The following is an 18,792-nucleotide window of genomic DNA, read 5'->3' as shown; positions in this document are numbered from 1 at the left end:
GTTAGAACAAACAGTCATAACTATGTTCATCATAAAGTAATACTATTTCAGAATAGTAAGCCAACCTCAGGTTTATTCATTTGGATATATCACTTATTCTTCAATCCCAAGAATTTCTTAATACACAAACTTTATTCTAACAGTATACATCATTTACATAATTGCAATGATGTTTCCATTCGATAAAATAGTTCTACTTCCCCGGTAGAAATTCTATAAGGGAGTTATCGGATTGTCATATTTATCGTTTAACATATTCAAAATAATTGCCTCAGGTAAAATTTATTAACAAAAACAATTAGAATGAAAAAACTGCACAACAAAGTAGCCGTTATTACAGGAGCGAATAGCGGAATCGGGTTAGCAACGGCCAAGCTGTATTTACAAGAAGGTGCCAAAGTGGTACTCTCAGGAAGACGCCAGGAAGCATTGGATGAAGTTTCAGAAACTCTTGTAGGGGATTTTATAACCGTTACTGCAGATGTAGCCAAACCAGAAGATAATAAAAGATTAATTAAAGAAGCTATCGATAAATATGGTAAAATTGATATCCTATTTCTTAATGCGGGCGTTGTTTTACATCCTACTCCAACACACGAGATCACAGAAGAACATTATGAAGAGATCTTTAATATTAATGTGAAAGGTCCAATATTAGCTATTAAAGAGGCGTTACCACACATTAATGATGAAGGTACAATCCTTTTTAATAACTCTGTAGTAACACATCGAGCCTTTGATGGTCTGGCTATATATTCTGCTACCAAGGGTGCGTTACGTGCTTATCAAAGGGTTTTAACATCAGAAGTGAAATCCAGAAGTATTCGTGTTAATTCTATTTCTCCAGGACCTATTACTACTCCTATTTTTAGTAAAATGGGATTACCGAAAGATGTTTCAGAAGAAATGGGCAAAGGTTTTGCTAAACAAGTACCGTTAGGTCGTTTTGGGACCCCTGAAGAAATTGCTAAATCCGCATTATTTCTGGCATCAGATGATGCATCTTATATCAATGGTGTAGAATTGGAAGTCGATGGAGGAATGAGCCAGGTTTAGTTCCTGTTATATTTTTATTACAACATAAGTTAAAACGACAACATCAAATCAAGATCGAATAGCTCGTTGTTCACTGACAGGTATATCTGTGAGGTTTTTAAATTATTCTAAGATTTAAAAACCTCACAGAACTTTCCAATATTAATGGTAAAACTATTTTTAAAATATCAAGCTTAGACTATCATGATCAGATAATTGTTTCTATTATTCTTTAATCAATTAAAGAAACACCATTAAGGTCAGTAGTAAGCACATCACTCATGTAATCAAAAAATGGTCTTAATAGTTCATAATGATATACTACTTTATCCAAAAAATCAGGTGCAAAAACCTCAGCATCTGTAAAATTATGAGCAACAAAAAATGATTTATTTTTGATCAAATCAATATTGGGATGGTCTTTACTAAATCCTTTGGGAGCTGTTTTTACCTGGTTTGAAGAGTCAAAACCACTAAATGCTTTCTTAAAATCTGCATTTGATAATATATCACGAATCTCTTGATCATCCATTTCGAATTCTTTCCTAACACGCAATAAATCTGCTGATTCTGGACTAAAAAAACCTCCTGCCATAAGCGAATTACCAGGCTCTAGTCTTAGATAATAGCCTCCTCGTCTATGTGCTCCTGCTCTGCTAAAACTTACACTGCGATGTACATTATATGGCGTTTTATTCTTACTAAAACGAACATCTCTGTTAATTCTAAATACTTTAGTTTTTTCGATCTCATCTTTCTCACTTAATCGTTCAACTACAGATGCATAAAACGTTTTGAGTATTTTTTCATTACTCTGATATTGCTTCTTGTTTTCTGTCATCCAATCTCGATGATTGTTCTGTTTTAGGTCTTTTAAAAATTCAAATATTGTTTTTGGTATGGTACTCATAAAATATACTTTGATCTTAAAAATACTAAAATCTGTTTTCTCTATAGAAGTTTAACTAAATTTTATGGTATACGATAGATTAAAACCTTGAGTTATTTCAACAAAAATGGGAAGCTTATTACTTCCCATTCTTTACATTTCCTAAAAACCGAGTTACTAGAATTGGTCTATTAAATAATTTATCAAATCTGTCGTGGTTACTATACCGACTAATTTATCATTATCTACTACTGGTAGTGCATGAAATTCTTTTTTCGATAATATTTCTGCAACTTCCTTGATTGTAGTATTAGAGTTTACGCTAATTAGGTTTTTTGCCATTACCTGTTCTATAGTAAACATTTCATAAACTACAGTATCAACATCATGTTCTTCTACATCCACTGCATCGGCAAAGCTTATACGTAGTAAATCTGTATAACTTAACATACCAATAATAGCATCTCCACTAACCACAGGAATATGGCGGATATTATTTTCTTTAAATAGCATTTCCGCTGTTTCTAAACCATTAGTATGATTTAAGGTAATTACATCGGAAGTCATAATTTTGGAAACAGGTGTTCTTTTTTTCATTCTATTAGGTTTAAATTCTATACTAAAGATAGGATCAAACTCACAAAATAATTATGACAAATATCAGTTAATGTATCCAAAATTTGTTTAGAATTTTCAAAGTATCACTTATACGTATTCTAGTTCAATTTACAGTAGTCATACAGCAACACTTTCATATCATTAAAACAATGATGATCAATGCTATTGCATAACCTATTATAATAGATCTCCAGAAAATATGTGCTTTTTTTAAGTCCATAAAATAAAACGATACAGCGATAAATTTTAATGCAGAAAGTAGTAAAATTATAAAAGAGATATTTTTATTTATCACCCCAGAAATTATTCCCGAAATAACGGTTAGTAGTATTAAAAATATATAGGTAATAGTTATGCTTTTTTTCATGGGGATACCTTTTTAAATTAATGTATAACTCCTAAAATAGAAGTGCCGTTTTCTATCAAAAAAACAAATAAATGATAGGAAAAATTAATAACCATATTAGATCACACATATGCCAAAACGTAGCACTAGCCTCAACATCTTCTATATTTGTTTTCTCTTTTCTTAGTCCAAAGTAAACAGAGCCTAATATCACCAAACCAACAATAACATGTATGACATGAAATAACGTAAGTAACCAATAAAAGGTAAAAAACAAGTCATGATTAATGTCAAGACCCAAATTTATTTTTTCGTTGTATTCAAAGGTTTTTACTATTAAAAATAACATTCCAAACAGCATTGTTGCTAACAATAGTACTTTAGATTTTTGGAGGGTGTTGATTTTTAAATAATGAACGGAAATAGCCATACAAAAACCACTGGTAATTAAAAGAATAGTATTAATAATTCCGTAGACTGGATTTAACAGTAATCTTGATTCATGAAAAATTTCAGGTTCTTGTTTGCCACAGTATACCATTGCTATTATAGCCATTCCAAAAGTTATTAATTCTAAAAAAACAATGATCCACATAAGGATCCCTCCCGGTGGGTAGTATATATTTCTATAGTTAATAGGTTCTTGTTTCATTTATCTTTTTTAAACTTCCTTCACTAAATTGTTTATATCCATGTTTTTTAATCCCAATCTAACAATCGTTTTTCTCCTTTCAATTTTTGAATTTCGGTTACATCCTGAGACATTTCGATAACTCCTTTATAATTTTTGTGATTGTCTCTAATTGCAAAATATCGGATATGGATTACCTGGCCTCTGTAATTAAACCAGAATTCTGCCACATCTTTTGTTCCTGCTCTAAATTCGTCTACAATACGCAATACCATATCTACGCTTTTTGGAGGGTGACAAAAACGAACTTCTCTTCCTATAATTCCTTTGCTTCTTGGAAAAACACGATCCTCTCCCCGATTATAAAAAATAACTTTGTCGTTTTCATCTACATAAGTAATATCAACAGGTAAATAGCGAAGCAATAAGTTTACCTGATTTGGAGTCATATAGCCCTCATCATAATGAAAAGTGTCTTCTAGAGAAAATGGTAAATCACGTTCGGTAAAATCCTTGCTTGGATGAATATATTCTGATTCTATTGCGGGATATGGTTTTGGTTTTTGGAGTAACATCCACCCCATTTCTTCATCTCCTTCATAAAATTCTTCCCAGTCCGCTTCGGAAAGTATTTGCATAGCATTAGGAAATAGTCGCATATCTTCGATAATCAAAAGACGTTTTATACCCTCAATTAAATATGGAAGGTTTTCTGATATTTTAGAAGTATTTCTCTCTGCATTGTACGTATTCAATAATCTAATCTGGTCTCTTAAATTATCATGAAACGACCACATACCACGACTGGGACCATTCCAACCATGTTTTTCTAAGTAGGGAAATAATTGGTTTTCTTTTCGAGCAAATCGTTTTTCTATTGTAGTTAACTGATTGAATATATTAAAATACTTTTGAAAATCTTTTACCGCATCTGCTTCATATAATTCTGATAATAATTCCTGAATTAGTTCACTTTCCTGATAATACACTTTTACCGGGTGTCCCTCTGGTAATTTTTCTATTTCTGATAAAAAAGAGTTCATTTAATTTTGGTGTTTAATCTTCTCGTAGAGTTTTACTAATGATTGTAGTAGTTCTACTGGTGTTGTTAAAATTTGATAATGGTTTTGTCCAAACATTTGCGGCAAATAATATTTTGCCTGTGCTTCAATTGCCAGGGCATATGAATTTATTTGACGTTCATTGAGTTCTCGTAAGGCTTGTTTTATATCATTGATACCATATTTCCCTTCATATCTATCATAATCATTTGGCTTTCCATCAGAAATAAGAATAATCCATTTATTCTTAGTATTTCTTTTATCCAACAATGCCCCCGAATGTCGAAGTGCAGGTCCAATGCGAGTATATCCGCCAGGTTCTACAGCTCCTATTTTAAATTTTGCTTTACTCCAATGATCATCAAAACCCTTAATCGTTATGTAACTAGAATGATTTCTGGTTTTAGAATAGAAACAATTGATCGAGAAATCGATATTAAATTCATCTAATATTTCACCAAAAAGAATGGAAACTTGTTTTTCTACATCGATAACTCGATTACCGGCAGCATAACCATCGCTAGATAAACTAATGTCTAACAACAATAAAATAGATAGATCTTTTTCTTTTTTTTGTTTAGATAAATATATTTTCTCTGATGGAGTTATACCAGAATGTACATCGACAAACAAATCGGTTATGGCATCTAAATCAAACTCCTCTCCTTGTGTCTGTCTGCGTTGTTGTTGATATTTATTATTAACTGTTGTCAACATTTTTCTTAGACCAAGCAGTGTAGACCCATTTTTTGATATTGTTTTTTTATAATATCCAACATCAGTTTTTAGAATGGTTTTGGGATATACTTTACAAAAATTGTCTTTATACGTACGCTTTGCATAATTCCATTCATCATAAGGAATAAAATACCCTTTTTCATTTCTTTCGGCACTTTCTGCTATAGTTGTATTTTCAATGAAATCTGCCTGATAAACAGAATGTGCAGTGTCATCAACTCGCACAGTGTACTTCATATTCAAATCTTCTAAAGCATTAGCATGATCATCTATCTCATCATCTCCATCCATGTCTTTGAAATTCCCTCCAAATTCATCTGCCGTTTCCACCTTTTCAAACTGATGTTGCAAAACAGCATCTTCTACTTGTTTTTCATCTACTTGAATCGAAATTATTTCTTCTACAGCATTAGCTTTCAAGGTCGTTTTTGGCTGCTCTGGGTTGGCAGTTTTTATTTTTTCAGTAAAATTATTCAAAGTTTCGTTAAGCATTTCTTCAGGAATATTGCGCATCCACTTTCCATAAATAAATGAATAATCTATTTGTGTGTCTTTTTTAGCTTTTCCAGCATAATACGCTATGAATTTTTGGAAATAATTCTCGGTGATCGGGAATTCTTCGAATAAGCGTTTTAACACTTTTGATGAAGTATCCGAGGCTAGGATTCGGGACTCTTCTACTGAATGTTCTAAAGTATCATTCCAGTTCAGATCCAGGTTTTTTTGAGTAGCCAGATATAGTACTCTAAATAGATAAAAAGAAATATTTTCTTCGATTGTTAAAAATTCAGCATATTTTGAAGGCAGAAAGAAGTTATTATTCTTATAACCACCTTCTCTTTCTGCTTCATAAATTTCTATAGGTTTACCAGTAATAGCTCTCGCAAAAATGGTCAAACGAGGTTTTATATCGTTTAACTTTACTGCGTAAGCTAAATTTGCTTCTTTTTTCTTTCTGCGGCACTTGAAATAATGGGCAAATTTGGTAAAGATGTATTCATCTGGTTCAAACTCAAACATGATTTTAGTATTGATATGTTACATTTTGGTTTAGAGTAGCTAAATGCTCATTACCAAACATTTTGCATTTTAAATTATATCATCAAATCACACAGATCTTTTAAAGCACTTATCACCTCTAGATCATCTGTGAGAGGTTCTACAATAGCTACATGTACTGCAAGACGTTTTGGTAATCCAGAATGGATTAATTTTGCTGCGTCAACCAGCAATCGTGTCGAAACGGTTTCGGTTAGACCTAACTCGGTTAAGTTTCTTATTTTGTTTGCAATGTTTACCAGCTTCTTGGCATCTGCCGGAAGAACATCTGTTTCATTTATCAAAATATCAGTTTCAATTTTGGCCTCTGGATAATCAAAAGATACAGCTACAAAACGTTGCCTGGTTGAAGGTTTTAACTCTTTAAACCCTCTTTGATATCCTGGATTAAAAGAAGCGACTAACATAAAATCGGGATGTGCTTTTATGGTTTCTCCTAACTTATCAACGAACAACTCTCTTCTATGATCTGTAAGTGAATGAATGGCAACAATCACATCTGGTCTTGCTTCTGCAATTTCGTCCAAATAAAGAATCGCTCCTTTTTTAACTGCGGTGGTTAATGGGCCATCCAGCCAGATGGTCTCGGCTCCTTTGATAATATACCTTCCGATTAAATCGGTAGAAGAGGTTTCTTCATGGCAACTAACTGTAATTAGGGGCTTACCTAATTGATATGTCATATACTCGATAAATCTTGATTTACCAGTACCTGTAGGCCCTTTTAATAAAAATGGGATTTTGCTTTTATAAGAATGTTCAAAAACTTCTATCTCTTTGGCAATGGGTTTATAAAAAGGGGGACTAATTGGTACTTCAGTAGTCATTTTGGATAGTGCTGTTTTGTTTCCGTTGGGAGCAATATGGTCCATAATTTTATTGTTTTTAAATTGAAAAAGGCCTAAAAAGTTATAAGTAGTGACAAATGAAGTCTATCAAACCATTTTATCACTTTAACATCAATAGTACATCTACATTATATGGGGGAAAGGTAGATACATAAACACAACATGTTCTTTTTAGGCCTTATTCTGAATAAAGAAAACTATATTTTAATATCAATTAGACATCATCAGCCTCCATAGCTTCATCAGTAGGACGGCCATGCTTTATAAAATCAATTATATATAATATGATTCCAATGGTAAATAGTGTTGCACAAAGAATCAACACGACAAAATGAATGCTAATCTCGTTTTGTACAGCCATAAATTCCATTTTAAACTTACGTTCTAAATATACTTGAGCTACGCCAGCGACACCAAATGCAACTGTCATACCAATCATTCCTATATTTGATACCCAGAATGAAGCTCTTCCTCTTATACTATTGTATAATTTCCTTCCTGTTAGATTTGGCAAAGAATAACTTATAATCGCAAGTACGATCATTGCATATGCTCCCCAAAAAGCAAGGTGACCATGCATAGCAGTAACGAGAGTTCCGTGAGTATATAAATTAGTTTGTGGTAATGTATGAGCGAAACCTAATAGCCCTGCTCCTACAAAAGATACAATCGCTGATCCTATAGTCCAGAATAACGCTATGGTGTTAGGGTGTTTTTTCTCTCCTTTTCGATACATATTTACTGCAAAAAGTGCCATTGCCAAAAAGGCTAAAGGCTCTAGAGCAGAAAATATACCTCCTACAATTAACCATATTTTATTAACTCCTATATAATAATAATGATGACCGGTACCTAAAACTCCTGATAAAAAAGTTAGACCCACAATAACATATAACCATTTTTCTATAACCTCTCTATCAACTCCAGTAAGCTTAATTAATAAGAAAGAAAGTATACCTCCCATAATAAGTTCCCAAACTCCTTCTACCCATAAATGTACAACCCACCAACGAAAGAACGAATCAGTCACCTGGCTATCGAATGGTAACATCCCGGGTAAATACAATAGAGCAGCGAACAATAACCCCATAGATAGTACTAATGATGTAGTAGTTCTACGTTTTCCTTTAAAGAGAGTCATGAGTATCAATCCTAAAAAGAGTAGTACATTAGCAACAACCAAGAAATCTAATTGCCTTGGTATTTCTAAAAATTTACGTCCCTCCCACCAATTAAAGTGGTATCCAACGATAGCAGTAACACCAACCAACGCAAGTGAAATTAATTGTACATAAGCCAATTTTACATTTACAAGTTCACGTTGGGCCTCTTCGGGAATAATATAATATGCTGCTCCCATGAAGCCGGATAATAACCAGACTACTAATAAATTTGTATGTACAGCTCTAGCTGTATTAAAGGGAATAAAATCATGTAATCCATCCAGGCCAATACGGGCAAAACCCATAATAAATCCATAGGTAATTTGTAAGACCAGTAGTAACATGGATAAAGCAAAGAACCAGTATGCTACTTTTTGCGATTTGTATTTCATCTATCTATATTTTTAAGTTATTTAGTTTTCATCTTTTGCTAATGGAGATACAACTCTATCAAAACCATTTAGATCAATATCATCAATCCAATCAAAAAAGGCGATAAGGTCTTTTGCTTCTTCTTCAGAGAAACCATAGGCTACCATCTTTCTGCCATTTGGCGCCCAGGGAACAGGAGTCATTAATACTGCTTTTACATACCCTTCTCCTCTTCTATCGAGGACCTTGGTTAGTTCTGGAGCATAATATCCTCCCTCTCCTAGAAGAGTATGACATCCCATACAATTGTTGGTTTCCCACAAGTGTTTTCCTCGCACCACTTGTTCTGTTATTTCAGAGTAATTTGATTGATCCTGATCCTCACTAAAAGAGTATATTGTCAATCCTATAAATGCTAAAAAAGTGACCAATGTTCCTCCCAGAAAGAAATTTCGTGCTTGTTTTTTAGATAACATAGTTGTTATTGATTTAAATTAGTATAAAAAGACCTTTTTATCTTTTATCGATGTAAAAATATATAAACACAAAGCTTTCAAATATGATTTAAATCATAAATCTATCCATAATGATTCATTAGTTGCATGTTATATGATTATAAAAGTTTAACTAAAAATTATAGAATACAAGTAATTATGACCTTCTAATGTTATTATTATTTTAAAAATGTAAGGATTTACGATTTATAGAGACTTTTATACCTTTTATTCTATATATTTACTAGAGTTTTCAAATAAACTGTAATGACTAAAGAGAGAGATCAAATTATCGCTAAGATAAAAGAGCTGAAAAAGAATCCAAATCTTAAACTTGAGCTAAAAGAAAAAACCGAATATTTTACGAAATTACTTTTCTATACATTATTCGATACAGATACAGAAGTAGCCAAAAATATAGATCGTCTTGAAAGAACTTTTGAACAGCTTGTAGATTTAGCTTGTTGGGAAACCGAGAAACCATGTAGTAAACTTTGGCAATCTTATCTAGAGAAGTTACCAGGTATATTAGAAAAACTAAACCTGGATGCCCAGGCCTTTATGAAAAGTGATCCGGCAGCAAACTCTATAGAAGAAATATACATGGCCTACCCGGGGTTTTATGCTATAGCAATCTATAGATTAAGCCATGAGCTTCTTAAGTTCGGTTTACCACTTGTCCCTCGTTTGATGACAGAATATTCACATCGATTAACAGGTACCGACATTAACCCGGGAGCAGAAATCGGAGAATCGTTTTTTATTGATCATGCAACAGGTATTGTTATCGGAGAAACAGTAATTATAAAAGATAATGTGAAGATATATCAAGGAGTAACTCTAGGCGGATTATATGTAGACCGAAAACTTCGTAATGTAAAACGTCATCCAACAGTAGAAAACAATGTAACCATCTATGCTAATGCAACTATATTAGGTGGAAGTACCGTTATTGGAGCTAATAGCACCATTGGGGGTAATGCATGGATTACCTCTTCGGTTCCCGAAAATTCGATTATTTCAAATACAGCAGAAATTAAGATCAAAAAAGTTATTTAATGTCACATACTATTTTAGACCTGATAGGAAACACTCCTTTGGTAAAGGCTTCTTCGCTAATCGACAATCCCAATATTACATTATATCTAAAACTAGAAGGCCATAATCCAGGAGGAAGTGTTAAAGATCGTGCCGCTTATAATATGATTCAATCTGCATTGGATCGTGGTGATATTGATCAAAACACTAGACTTATCGAAGCAACAAGTGGTAACACAGGAATTGCTTTGGCAATGATCGCAGGAATTTTTAAACTGGATATTGAATTGGTAATGCCCGAGAATTCTACCAAAGAACGAGTGCAGACCATGCGTGCATTTGGCGCAAAAGTAACACTTACCTCTGCAGATATAGGGATAGAAGGCTCAAGAGACTATGCAGAAGATAAAGTTAATAAAGAAGGGTACGTAATGCTTAATCAATTTGCTAATGATGATAATTGGCGCGCCCATTATAAAACTACCGGACCAGAAATCTGGAAAGATACTCAAGGTAAAATCACACATTTTGTATCCTCTATGGGAACTACAGGAACGATTATGGGAACATCTACTTACCTCAAAGAACAATCAAAAGATATACAAATTGTCGGAGTGCAACCTACCGACGAATCCAGAATTCCCGGAATACGCAAATGGCCAAAAGAATACCTTCCTAAGATTTTTAATCCAAATAAAGTAGATCAGGTTATCGAAGTAAGCCAGGAAGAAGCTACTATTATGGCAAAACGATTAGCAAAAGAAGAAGGCGTTTTCTCTGGTATGAGTAGTGGTGGTTCTGTTACCGCTGCTTTAAAATTAGCAAAAACTCTAAAAAGCGGAGTGCTGGTTGCTATTATCTGTGATCGTGGAGATCGATACCTAAGTTCTGATTTATTTGAGTAATGTCTATTTTTTCCCTTTTTAGTATACTTTGTAATTCTTCTTTTTTTATTTAAGTTTTTCTGATTCAGATGTATATCACTTCTGGTTTCTTTAGATTTCAAAAATGAGTAATCTGACTCAAAAAAATGAAATTTGGCATAATATTATATATACTTCTTTTTATTATTTTATAATGTTTAATGGATACAAAATAAAAATTGATAATTTTGATATATGCTCTGTTTCAAAAGTTTAAATAATTCATGGATAATCCACTAATTATAAATGTAATAAAATTAAAAAATGAAGATTGATTTAAATAACAAAAAATTCAAGACTCAATCTAATACAAATAATGGAGAAGTATCAGATGAAACCATTTTCAGATATAGCCAAAATGAAAATATCATTTGGGCTAATTATGATGGTGGACAAATTATAAAGGGAAATTTGATAGGGAAATTGGTTAATGATCATCTCGAATTTGTGTATCAACATATAAATAAAGAATATGAGTTAATGACTGGAAAGTGTAAATCATACCCAGAATATATTGAAGATGGAAAAATAAAATTGAACGAATTTTGGCAATGGACATGTAAAGATTGTAGTTCTGGAAAATCTACTATAATCGAAATTTAATATAAAAATACTCATTATATATACTCTCCCAAATAAAGAATCATATAACATTTGAAGTTTTTCAGCAATTAATAGAAAAGCTTAAAAACGAAAAACACCAAATTATATCATAAATCATTCTTTATATACTTCTTAAAGAAGCAAAAAATGGATAGATATCAGGAAACATTTAAAACTTGGGATAAAGTAGCTCAAATTTATGAGAACAAATTTATGGATTTGGACCTGTATAATGATACCTATGATATATTCTGTGAATCCATCTCTAATGGTAACTCCAACATTCTTGAAATCGGTTGCGGACCAGGGAACATAACTCAATATCTTCTAGCCAAAAATCCTAATTTTAGGATAACGGCCATAGATAATTCGGAGAATATGATTAAACTGGCTAGAAAAAACAATCCAACCGCCGAAGTACTGGTGATGGATAGTCGGGAAATACATACTATCCCTAATAAATTTGATGCTATTATTTGCGGATTTTGTATCCCCTACTTATCACAATCAGATTGTTTAAAAATGATACTGGATTGCAATAAATTGCTCAATGATTCAGGAATACTTTATATAAGTTTTGTAGCTGGAAACCAAGACGACTCGGGGTATCTATCAGGAAGTAGTGGAGATAGGGTCTATTTTTACTATCATGAGTTAAAAAGTATTGAAGAAAGCCTAATGACTGCATCTTTCAAAATAAAAGAATCATTTCAAAAAAAATATAAAAAAGCAGATGATATCGAAGAAATTCATACCATACTTATTGCTGAAAAATTAAACGAATAACATTATATAATATATATAATACTAGTACCAATAGAATTAGATGGAAATAAAAATTTCAGAAACAAAGAATATAGAACTAGAACAAATAATTGATTTATATAGAGCCAATGAATGGAGCTCGGCAGATAAGCCTAAAGAATTATATAATGCATTACTGAATTCTCATTCATTAGTTTCTGCCTGGAGCGGAGATCACCTGGTTGGATTAGGTAATGCAATATCTGATGGGTATTTAGTTGTGTATTATCCTCATTTACTTATTCATCCTGATTATCAGGGAAAAGGTATTGGAAAAATGATAGTAGATAAAATGCAGGAAAAATATGGCCATTTTCATATGCAAATGTTAACAGCAGATGGCAAAGCAATTGATTTTTATCAAAAAGTCGGATTCGTTAGAGCCGGTGAAACCGAACCTATGTGGATTTATAAAGGCGATGAGCATTAACTAATTTATTTCTCAAGCTATTTTTCTTTTCTTTGCAGTTATGCCAGATCAACAACTCGTTTTACATACTTTAAAAGAATATTTTGGGTATGATAGCTTTCGCCCATTACAACAGGATATCATTAACTCTGTTTTTGCCGGAGATGATAATCTTGTTATTATGCCTACAGGAGGTGGTAAATCAATATGTTACCAGCTACCTGCTTTATTGTTACCTGGAGTAACTCTGGTTATTTCTCCTCTAATTGCTTTAATGAAAGATCAGGTTGATGGTTTATTGGCAAACGGTATCAAAGCAGCTTTTATCAATAGTAGCCAGACTGAAACCGAGCAACAGGAAATTTATCAAAAATTATCGGATAAAGAAATTAAGTTACTATATATCGCTCCAGAGAGTTTATCGTTTTTAGAAGTGATATTTTCACAAATAGAAATTAGTTTAATCGCAATAGATGAAGCTCATTGTATTTCTGCCTGGGGTCATGATTTTAGGCCAGCATATACACAACTGGGATATCTTAAAAACAGGTTTCCTAAAACACCGGTTATTGCACTAACTGCTACAGCAGATAAAGCGACACGTCAAGATATTTGTGATCAGTTAAATATTACGAAAGCCAAACAATATCTTGCTTCGTTCGATCGTAAAAATCTTAGCCTAGAAGTACGTCCTGGAAATAAAAGAATTGAACAAATCATTGATTTCCTCAAAGATAAACCTAATGATAGTGGGATTATCTATTGCTTAAGTAGAAAAACTACCGAAATGCTATCTGAAAAATTGCAAAATCAGGGATTTAATGCAGAAGCATATCATGCAGGAATCGATCATCAAAAACGATCTTCTGTTCAGGAAGGTTTTATTAATGATACTGTTCAGATTGTTTGTGCTACAATCGCTTTTGGTATGGGTATAGATAAATCTAATGTGCGTTGGGTAATTCATTACAATTTGCCAAAAAATATTGAAGGGTATTATCAAGAAATTGGTCGTGCCGGTCGGGATAGTTTACCATCTTCTACTCTACTCTTTCATAGTTATGCAGATGTAGTACAATTACAAAAATTTGCTAATATGTCTGGTAATCAAGAAGTACAATTAGCCAAACTAGATCGCATGAAGCAATATGCTGATTCCCTGAGTTGTCGACGTAAAATTTTACTTAGTTATTTCGGAGAATTAATCGAAGAAGATTGCGGTAATTGTGATGTATGTAAGAACCCTCCAACTTTTATCGATGGGACTATTATTGCTCAAAAAGCATTATCTACAGTAACCCGAATCAAAGAACAAGAACCTATTGGTACTGTGATTGATATATTACGAGGTGCACAAAATGCTGCAGTATATGATAAAGAATATCAAAATATAAAAACATATGGTATTGGTGGCGATATGGCATGGAGAGATTGGCAACAATACATCATACAATTAATCAATCTAGGATATTTGGAGATTGCTTTTCATCAAAATAACAAAATAAAACTCACTTCGCTTTCGCAAAAAGTACTATATGAAGGAGAAAAAGTGAGTCTTGCACATTTGCAAGAGTTTGAAAAAGCAAAACAAGCAAATGTCATAAAACAAGTGGATCAGGGAGCGGCACCTAATCTATTTGAGAAACTACGTCAACTACGACTAGAATTAGCAAAAGAAGCAGGTATTCCTGCCTATCAGATTTTTAGTGATGCAACCCTTAAAGAAATGGAGAAATTTCGTCCAATGAGTGATGAAGAATTTATGCAGATTAATGGAGTTGGACGACAAAAGATGCAAAACTACGGGTACCAATTCATCAAAGCTATTATTGATTTTTCGGCAGAAAAAACAAAAAAGAAAAAAAAGAAAAGTACTAAAAAAGGGAATACACATTTAGAAACTTTAGCCTTGTACCAGCAAGGACTCTCTATAGAAGAAATAGCGCTGCAACGTCGACTGGCAGAATCTACCATCTTCTCACATATTATGAAACTATATGAAAATGGTGAAAATATTGATTTAAAGCAATTTGTAAATAAAGAAGATTTTAATACCGTAAAAAAGGCTAAAAAAGAATTGGACAATCCAGAAACCTTAAAACCATATTTTGAACATTTTGAAGGAGCTATAGATTACAATACTATCAAATTAGTATTAATAATTTTAGACGAAGAAAATTCAGACTCTTAATATTATTCTGTAGATCCTATAGTATTATGAAATAAATCTGCTAATCGTATTTCTAAATAATGAATTACTTCTTTTTGCGAAGTTTTATTTTTGTACATCTCAAATGTTTCTGCAATATTACGATCTTTTAATATCTTAAAATCATCAATGGAGTTTTGAAAATCTTCTAACTTTAAGTTCCAATCCAAGAGTGTTTTTAATAATTCTTTATGAGATGTATATTTTTTTTCTAAAACTACTAGTCTTTCTACATCTACAGAATCTTTAACTTTACTGCTATTTATTTTCCCGTATACCACATTATATTCTTCTTCTATAGAACGATCAAGTTGTTTTGCTTCTATTACTAATTTTAAATAAGCATCGTACAATCTTTCATTATAAAATTCTATAAATTTTAAATGATTGTCAATTTGCACGAGGTAATCAATAGCTATATCCTTATATACTTTACCGCCAGCATCTTCTCTGCTTATCAACTTTTCTTTTAATATTTCTAGTGTAGCTTCTTGCTGTTGTATCAGCCTCTCAAAACCTTCTCTTTTGGGCAGTGTTACTATTTGATTCGTAATTTCTTCTGGTAATCCAATAAAATGATACCTTCTATATTTGATTTCAATAGAATCACTTTCTATTTCTTTCTTTACTTCCTTTCTTATTTTTTTATTTTTTTCCTTTGTTTTTTTTTCAAAGGATTTTTCTTTCTTTTCCGCTATAGAATCTTCTTTTTTTGAAATACCTGGCTTTATTTCAACTTTATGTACTCCAGTAATTATATAATCATCATTGAGTATATATCTTAAAAACTTATAATCATTTGATTTCTCTGCATAATTATTAGTTAGACGAACACCTCGAACATATTTATCGTCTAAAAGTTTATCATCATTACTACAGGACAAGAAAATAGTGTAAATAAAAATTAGTATGTAAAATCCCCTTTTCAAAAGTATTGAGTTTGTGTTATTACCGTTTATAGTCTACCATAAAATAATTACAAAAATTGAAGCTTTGTAATGTATCATAATTTAAGACCTATGAAATAGCTAAATTAAAATATTAACAATATAGAGTAACCTCTATTACAAGATTTTGGGGCGTTAATAAAACTTAATTTTTTAAGAATCAACCCTATAGTAACTAAAATTTCATGAATTAATTGTGTTATACTGCCCAAAAAATAAAAGTAATACGACTAATCGCAGGAAGGAGAAATGATAACCTCAAATTTTTCATATCCCGAACTATAGTCAAACCCCGTATGTAATTCATGTACAGGAACACTTGAGGGATAAAATGTAATGGGTTCTATACAAATCATATTTGTCACTTCACTCCATAACATTATATGTCTAAAACCATTTGTTTTTAAATTAACAGCAAGGCTACCATTATTTGTGAGAGATATCTCTTTACAATCTTCTAATAAGAAGGCAGATGCTCCAGCTTCTAAAATAGTATGTAAAGAAATATTCTGACTTGCAGTTTTCATTATGATATTCTGGCTATAAATTTTAAATGCAGGGTGAAAACCTAACATCAATGGCATATTCTTTTCTGATTTTATCTCAAAGATAATTTTTAAAGCCTCATTCGATAATTCAAAAGTTTTTATAAACTCAAAATCATATGGCCAATTAAGCCATTGTTGCGAAGATCTATTAGGATATTTATGATTAGACAACTGCGTATTTGCAACATATTTTTTTTGAAAACAAGCACTACTCTTCTCAATTGTTACAGGAAGATAGTCCATAACTCTTAAAATCCCGTGCTGATCCAGTTTTGCGTCTCCTTTTGGAGTTTGAACTGAAAACTGATTTTCTTTAGTCGAGCCAATCGTAGGAAACATTTCGATTTCTGTGTTTCCCCATCCTGTATCTCCTTTTTGATGCATTACCTCTATACCATCTACCAGATAACTTATTAATTCACCTTTATCAATAGTAACTATAGTTTTTTTATCAGGACTATACAATGTTGTCTTGTCTGGCATATACTAGCAGGCTTTTATTTTCTTTCTGAAATATTTTTTATCACTATCAGAAACCAAAGTGTCCATAAGAGCTTTTTTTGCAAGCTCTAGATGTGTGTTTTCATCATAATGAAATAGTAATGTATTTAATTCGGCAATAGATATTCCATCATCGTTTTCTTTTATTAGTTGTAACTCATCACCAACAGAAACAGGTCCTGGGTGGATTATTCGTACATACACTCCAGAAAGCAGCGAATCTATCATCTGTTTTAATACTGCATGATTGCCAAAACGAATACCTAGTTTGTAACAAGGTTGTCTTGGGCGTGAAACCTGTATTGTAGCTCCTCCAAGTTTATAAACAGATCCAATTTTTATGTTTTTTTCATCAAATCCTTCTACCGTAATATTCTCACCAAACATTCCATGATTCCATTCTAAATCAGGATATTTTGTTTTCCAATAAGGATAATGATCTGCCGAATATAAATAGCAAGCTTTATCAACTCCACCATGATATCTTCTATCTATAACATGATCATTTCGAACATCTTCTTTCTCTAAATATATAGGATCTTTGACTGGAAGCTTATAGATCCCTGTTTTTTCTTCTCTTCCTTTCCAATGTATACTGCGAGGAGTTGCAATATTAGTAGATAAAACTTTCATGATTTATGTTTTAAATTCAACCGAGTTTAATATTAATCCAGAACCGGGAACTATATGTTCTAATACAATTTCTTCTGCTTTAGGATCAAGTGTTTGTCTGATAAAATCAAGGGATATTTTTCCTTTTCCTAAATCCAATAATACTCCCATCATTAAGCGAATTTGGTTTCTTTTAAACCCTTCACCTTTTACTCGTAAAAGATAGCTTTCTTTTGGAAAAAAACTAGCAGTATACACTTCATTTTTTTTAATTTCACAATGTGTTATTTCGCCTTCCAAAATTGTATTTTCTGTGGGTCTGTGACAATATGATCTAAAATTATGTTTTCCTACAAATAGCATAGCTGCTTCTTGCATTAGATTTATATTAAGTTCTTCTGTAATATTATACATAAACGGAGCACAAAAAGGATGAAATTTATCTCCAAAGGAGAATAAATATAAATATTCTTTGCTCTTCGGAGATTGAATAATATTAAACTGCTCGTTAGTTTCTTCAATCCCCAAAGCCTTAATATCCTGAGGAAGATTTTGATTAAATAAAGGATAAAAAACTTCGATATCCAAAGGTTGATGATCTACAAATAACTCAATATAAGTTTGATTAACCGACACTTTAGCATCTGTTCTTCCTGTTGCCAGAACTTTAAAATCTTTATGTTCCAGTACATAAGCGATTGTTCGTTCTACCATTCGCTGAAGAGTATTTACTGTAGGTTGTTTCTGCCAACCATGATATCTAAAACCAAGGTATTGCAACTGAATGATGTAATAATAACGTTTACGGAACATTGAATATAGTATTAAAAAGTGTCCGAATATAGATAAATTATGCATTTCAACGATAATTGATCAATTTTTAATCCTAAAATTATGTGAACACCATTCTATTATTTGTTATATTTGGGTAAAGCTAATTAATA

General features: G+C 32.1%; 20 protein-coding genes. 7 read left to right on the top strand and 13 right to left on the bottom strand.

Annotation, left to right across the window (positions count from 1 at the left end; translation table 11 throughout):
* Window positions 1-303 precede the first annotated feature (303 nt).
* Window positions 304-1,056, top strand: coding sequence for an SDR family NAD(P)-dependent oxidoreductase (locus Z054_RS0106185; RefSeq protein WP_024769210.1), 753 nt, complete (start codon window positions 304-306; stop codon window positions 1,054-1,056).
* 211 nt (window positions 1,057-1,267) lie between these two features.
* Here the strand turns inward: Z054_RS0106185 and Z054_RS0106180 are convergent, their stop codons facing one another.
* The 9 genes from Z054_RS0106180 to Z054_RS0106140 form a co-directional block, all read right to left on the bottom strand.
* Window positions 1,268-1,945: a DUF2461 domain-containing protein gene (locus Z054_RS0106180; RefSeq protein WP_024769209.1), complete on the bottom strand. Its 678-nt coding sequence runs from the start codon at window positions 1,943-1,945 to the stop codon at window positions 1,268-1,270.
* Between the two features lie 156 nt (window positions 1,946-2,101).
* Window positions 2,102-2,521 carry a CBS domain-containing protein gene (locus Z054_RS0106175; protein WP_024769208.1) on the bottom strand — a complete coding sequence of 140 codons (420 nt, stop codon included), beginning with the start codon at window positions 2,519-2,521 and terminating at the stop codon, window positions 2,102-2,104.
* Window positions 2,522-2,675: 154 nt separating this feature from the next.
* The gene (locus tag Z054_RS0106170) at window positions 2,676-2,909 is read right to left on the bottom strand and encodes a cytochrome C oxidase subunit IV family protein (RefSeq protein ID WP_024769207.1); all 234 of its coding nucleotides are present in this window, start codon (window positions 2,907-2,909) and stop codon (window positions 2,676-2,678) included.
* A 55-nt stretch (window positions 2,910-2,964) separates the two neighbouring features.
* Complete coding sequence (locus Z054_RS0106165) at window positions 2,965-3,540, bottom strand: cytochrome c oxidase subunit 3 (RefSeq protein ID WP_024769206.1); 576 nt, start codon at window positions 3,538-3,540, stop codon at window positions 2,965-2,967.
* A gap of 47 nt (window positions 3,541-3,587) precedes the next feature.
* Window positions 3,588-4,562: a DUF438 domain-containing protein gene (locus Z054_RS0106160; RefSeq protein ID WP_024769205.1), complete on the bottom strand. Its 975-nt coding sequence runs from the start codon at window positions 4,560-4,562 to the stop codon at window positions 3,588-3,590.
* On the bottom strand, window positions 4,563-6,338 hold the full coding sequence (locus Z054_RS0106155) for a nitric oxide reductase activation protein NorD (RefSeq protein ID WP_024769204.1): 1,776 nt from the start codon (window positions 6,336-6,338) through the stop codon (window positions 4,563-4,565).
* A 74-nt stretch (window positions 6,339-6,412) separates the two neighbouring features.
* Window positions 6,413-7,249 (bottom strand): CbbQ/NirQ/NorQ/GpvN family protein, encoded by an 837-nt coding sequence (locus Z054_RS0106150; protein WP_316929922.1) that lies wholly within the window; start codon window positions 7,247-7,249, stop codon window positions 6,413-6,415.
* A 190-nt stretch (window positions 7,250-7,439) separates the two neighbouring features.
* The gene (locus tag Z054_RS0106145) at window positions 7,440-8,780 is read right to left on the bottom strand and encodes a cbb3-type cytochrome c oxidase subunit I (RefSeq protein ID WP_024769202.1); all 1,341 of its coding nucleotides are present in this window, start codon (window positions 8,778-8,780) and stop codon (window positions 7,440-7,442) included.
* Window positions 8,781-8,801: 21 nt separating this feature from the next.
* Window positions 8,802-9,236, bottom strand: a complete 435-nt coding sequence (locus Z054_RS0106140; RefSeq protein WP_024769201.1) for a c-type cytochrome — start codon at window positions 9,234-9,236, stop codon at window positions 8,802-8,804.
* 285 nt (window positions 9,237-9,521) lie between these two features.
* Between Z054_RS0106140 and epsC the strand changes: the two genes are divergently transcribed.
* From epsC to recQ, 6 genes are all read left to right on the top strand, one after another.
* On the top strand, window positions 9,522-10,313 hold the full coding sequence (epsC, locus tag Z054_RS0106135) for a serine O-acetyltransferase EpsC (protein ID WP_024769200.1): 792 nt from the start codon (window positions 9,522-9,524) through the stop codon (window positions 10,311-10,313).
* Window positions 10,313-11,197, top strand: a complete 885-nt coding sequence (cysM, locus tag Z054_RS0106130) for a cysteine synthase CysM (RefSeq protein WP_024769199.1) — start codon at window positions 10,313-10,315, stop codon at window positions 11,195-11,197. The genes epsC and cysM overlap by 1 nt, the downstream gene beginning before the upstream one ends.
* A 282-nt stretch (window positions 11,198-11,479) precedes the next feature.
* Entirely contained in the window at window positions 11,480-11,818 is a 339-nt protein-coding gene (locus Z054_RS0106125) for a hypothetical protein (protein WP_024769198.1), read from the top strand.
* A gap of 147 nt (window positions 11,819-11,965) precedes the next feature.
* A complete protein-coding gene (locus Z054_RS0106120) occupies window positions 11,966-12,604 on the top strand; it encodes a class I SAM-dependent methyltransferase (protein ID WP_024769197.1) in 639 nt (212 codons plus the stop codon).
* Window positions 12,605-12,644: 40 nt separating this feature from the next.
* Entirely contained in the window at window positions 12,645-13,052 is a 408-nt protein-coding gene (locus Z054_RS0106115; RefSeq protein ID WP_024769196.1) for a GNAT family N-acetyltransferase, read from the top strand.
* Between the two features lie 40 nt (window positions 13,053-13,092).
* On the top strand, window positions 13,093-15,222 hold the full coding sequence (gene recQ / locus Z054_RS0106110) for a DNA helicase RecQ (protein ID WP_024769195.1): 2,130 nt from the start codon (window positions 13,093-13,095) through the stop codon (window positions 15,220-15,222).
* Window positions 15,223-15,224: 2 nt separating this feature from the next.
* Here the strand turns inward: recQ and Z054_RS0106105 are convergent, their stop codons facing one another.
* The 4 genes from Z054_RS0106105 to Z054_RS0106090 form a co-directional block, all read right to left on the bottom strand.
* On the bottom strand, window positions 15,225-16,124 hold the full coding sequence (locus tag Z054_RS0106105; protein ID WP_024769194.1) for a hypothetical protein: 900 nt from the start codon (window positions 16,122-16,124) through the stop codon (window positions 15,225-15,227).
* 293 nt (window positions 16,125-16,417) lie between these two features.
* Window positions 16,418-17,218: an aldose epimerase family protein gene (locus Z054_RS0106100; RefSeq protein ID WP_035090754.1), complete on the bottom strand. Its 801-nt coding sequence runs from the start codon at window positions 17,216-17,218 to the stop codon at window positions 16,418-16,420.
* A 3-nt stretch (window positions 17,219-17,221) separates the two neighbouring features.
* Window positions 17,222-17,869, bottom strand: coding sequence for an MOSC domain-containing protein (locus Z054_RS0106095; protein WP_024769192.1), 648 nt, complete (start codon window positions 17,867-17,869; stop codon window positions 17,222-17,224).
* A gap of 3 nt (window positions 17,870-17,872) precedes the next feature.
* Window positions 17,873-18,661 (bottom strand): tRNA pseudouridine synthase A, encoded by a 789-nt coding sequence (locus Z054_RS0106090; RefSeq protein ID WP_024769191.1) that lies wholly within the window; start codon window positions 18,659-18,661, stop codon window positions 17,873-17,875.
* Window positions 18,662-18,792: the final 131 nt, after the last annotated feature.

It is taken from the genome of Aquimarina macrocephali JAMB N27, from assembly GCF_000520995.1.
Lineage (GTDB): Bacteria > Bacteroidota > Bacteroidia > Flavobacteriales > Flavobacteriaceae > Aquimarina > Aquimarina macrocephali.
This window is presented reverse-complemented; position numbering and strand designations above follow the sequence as displayed.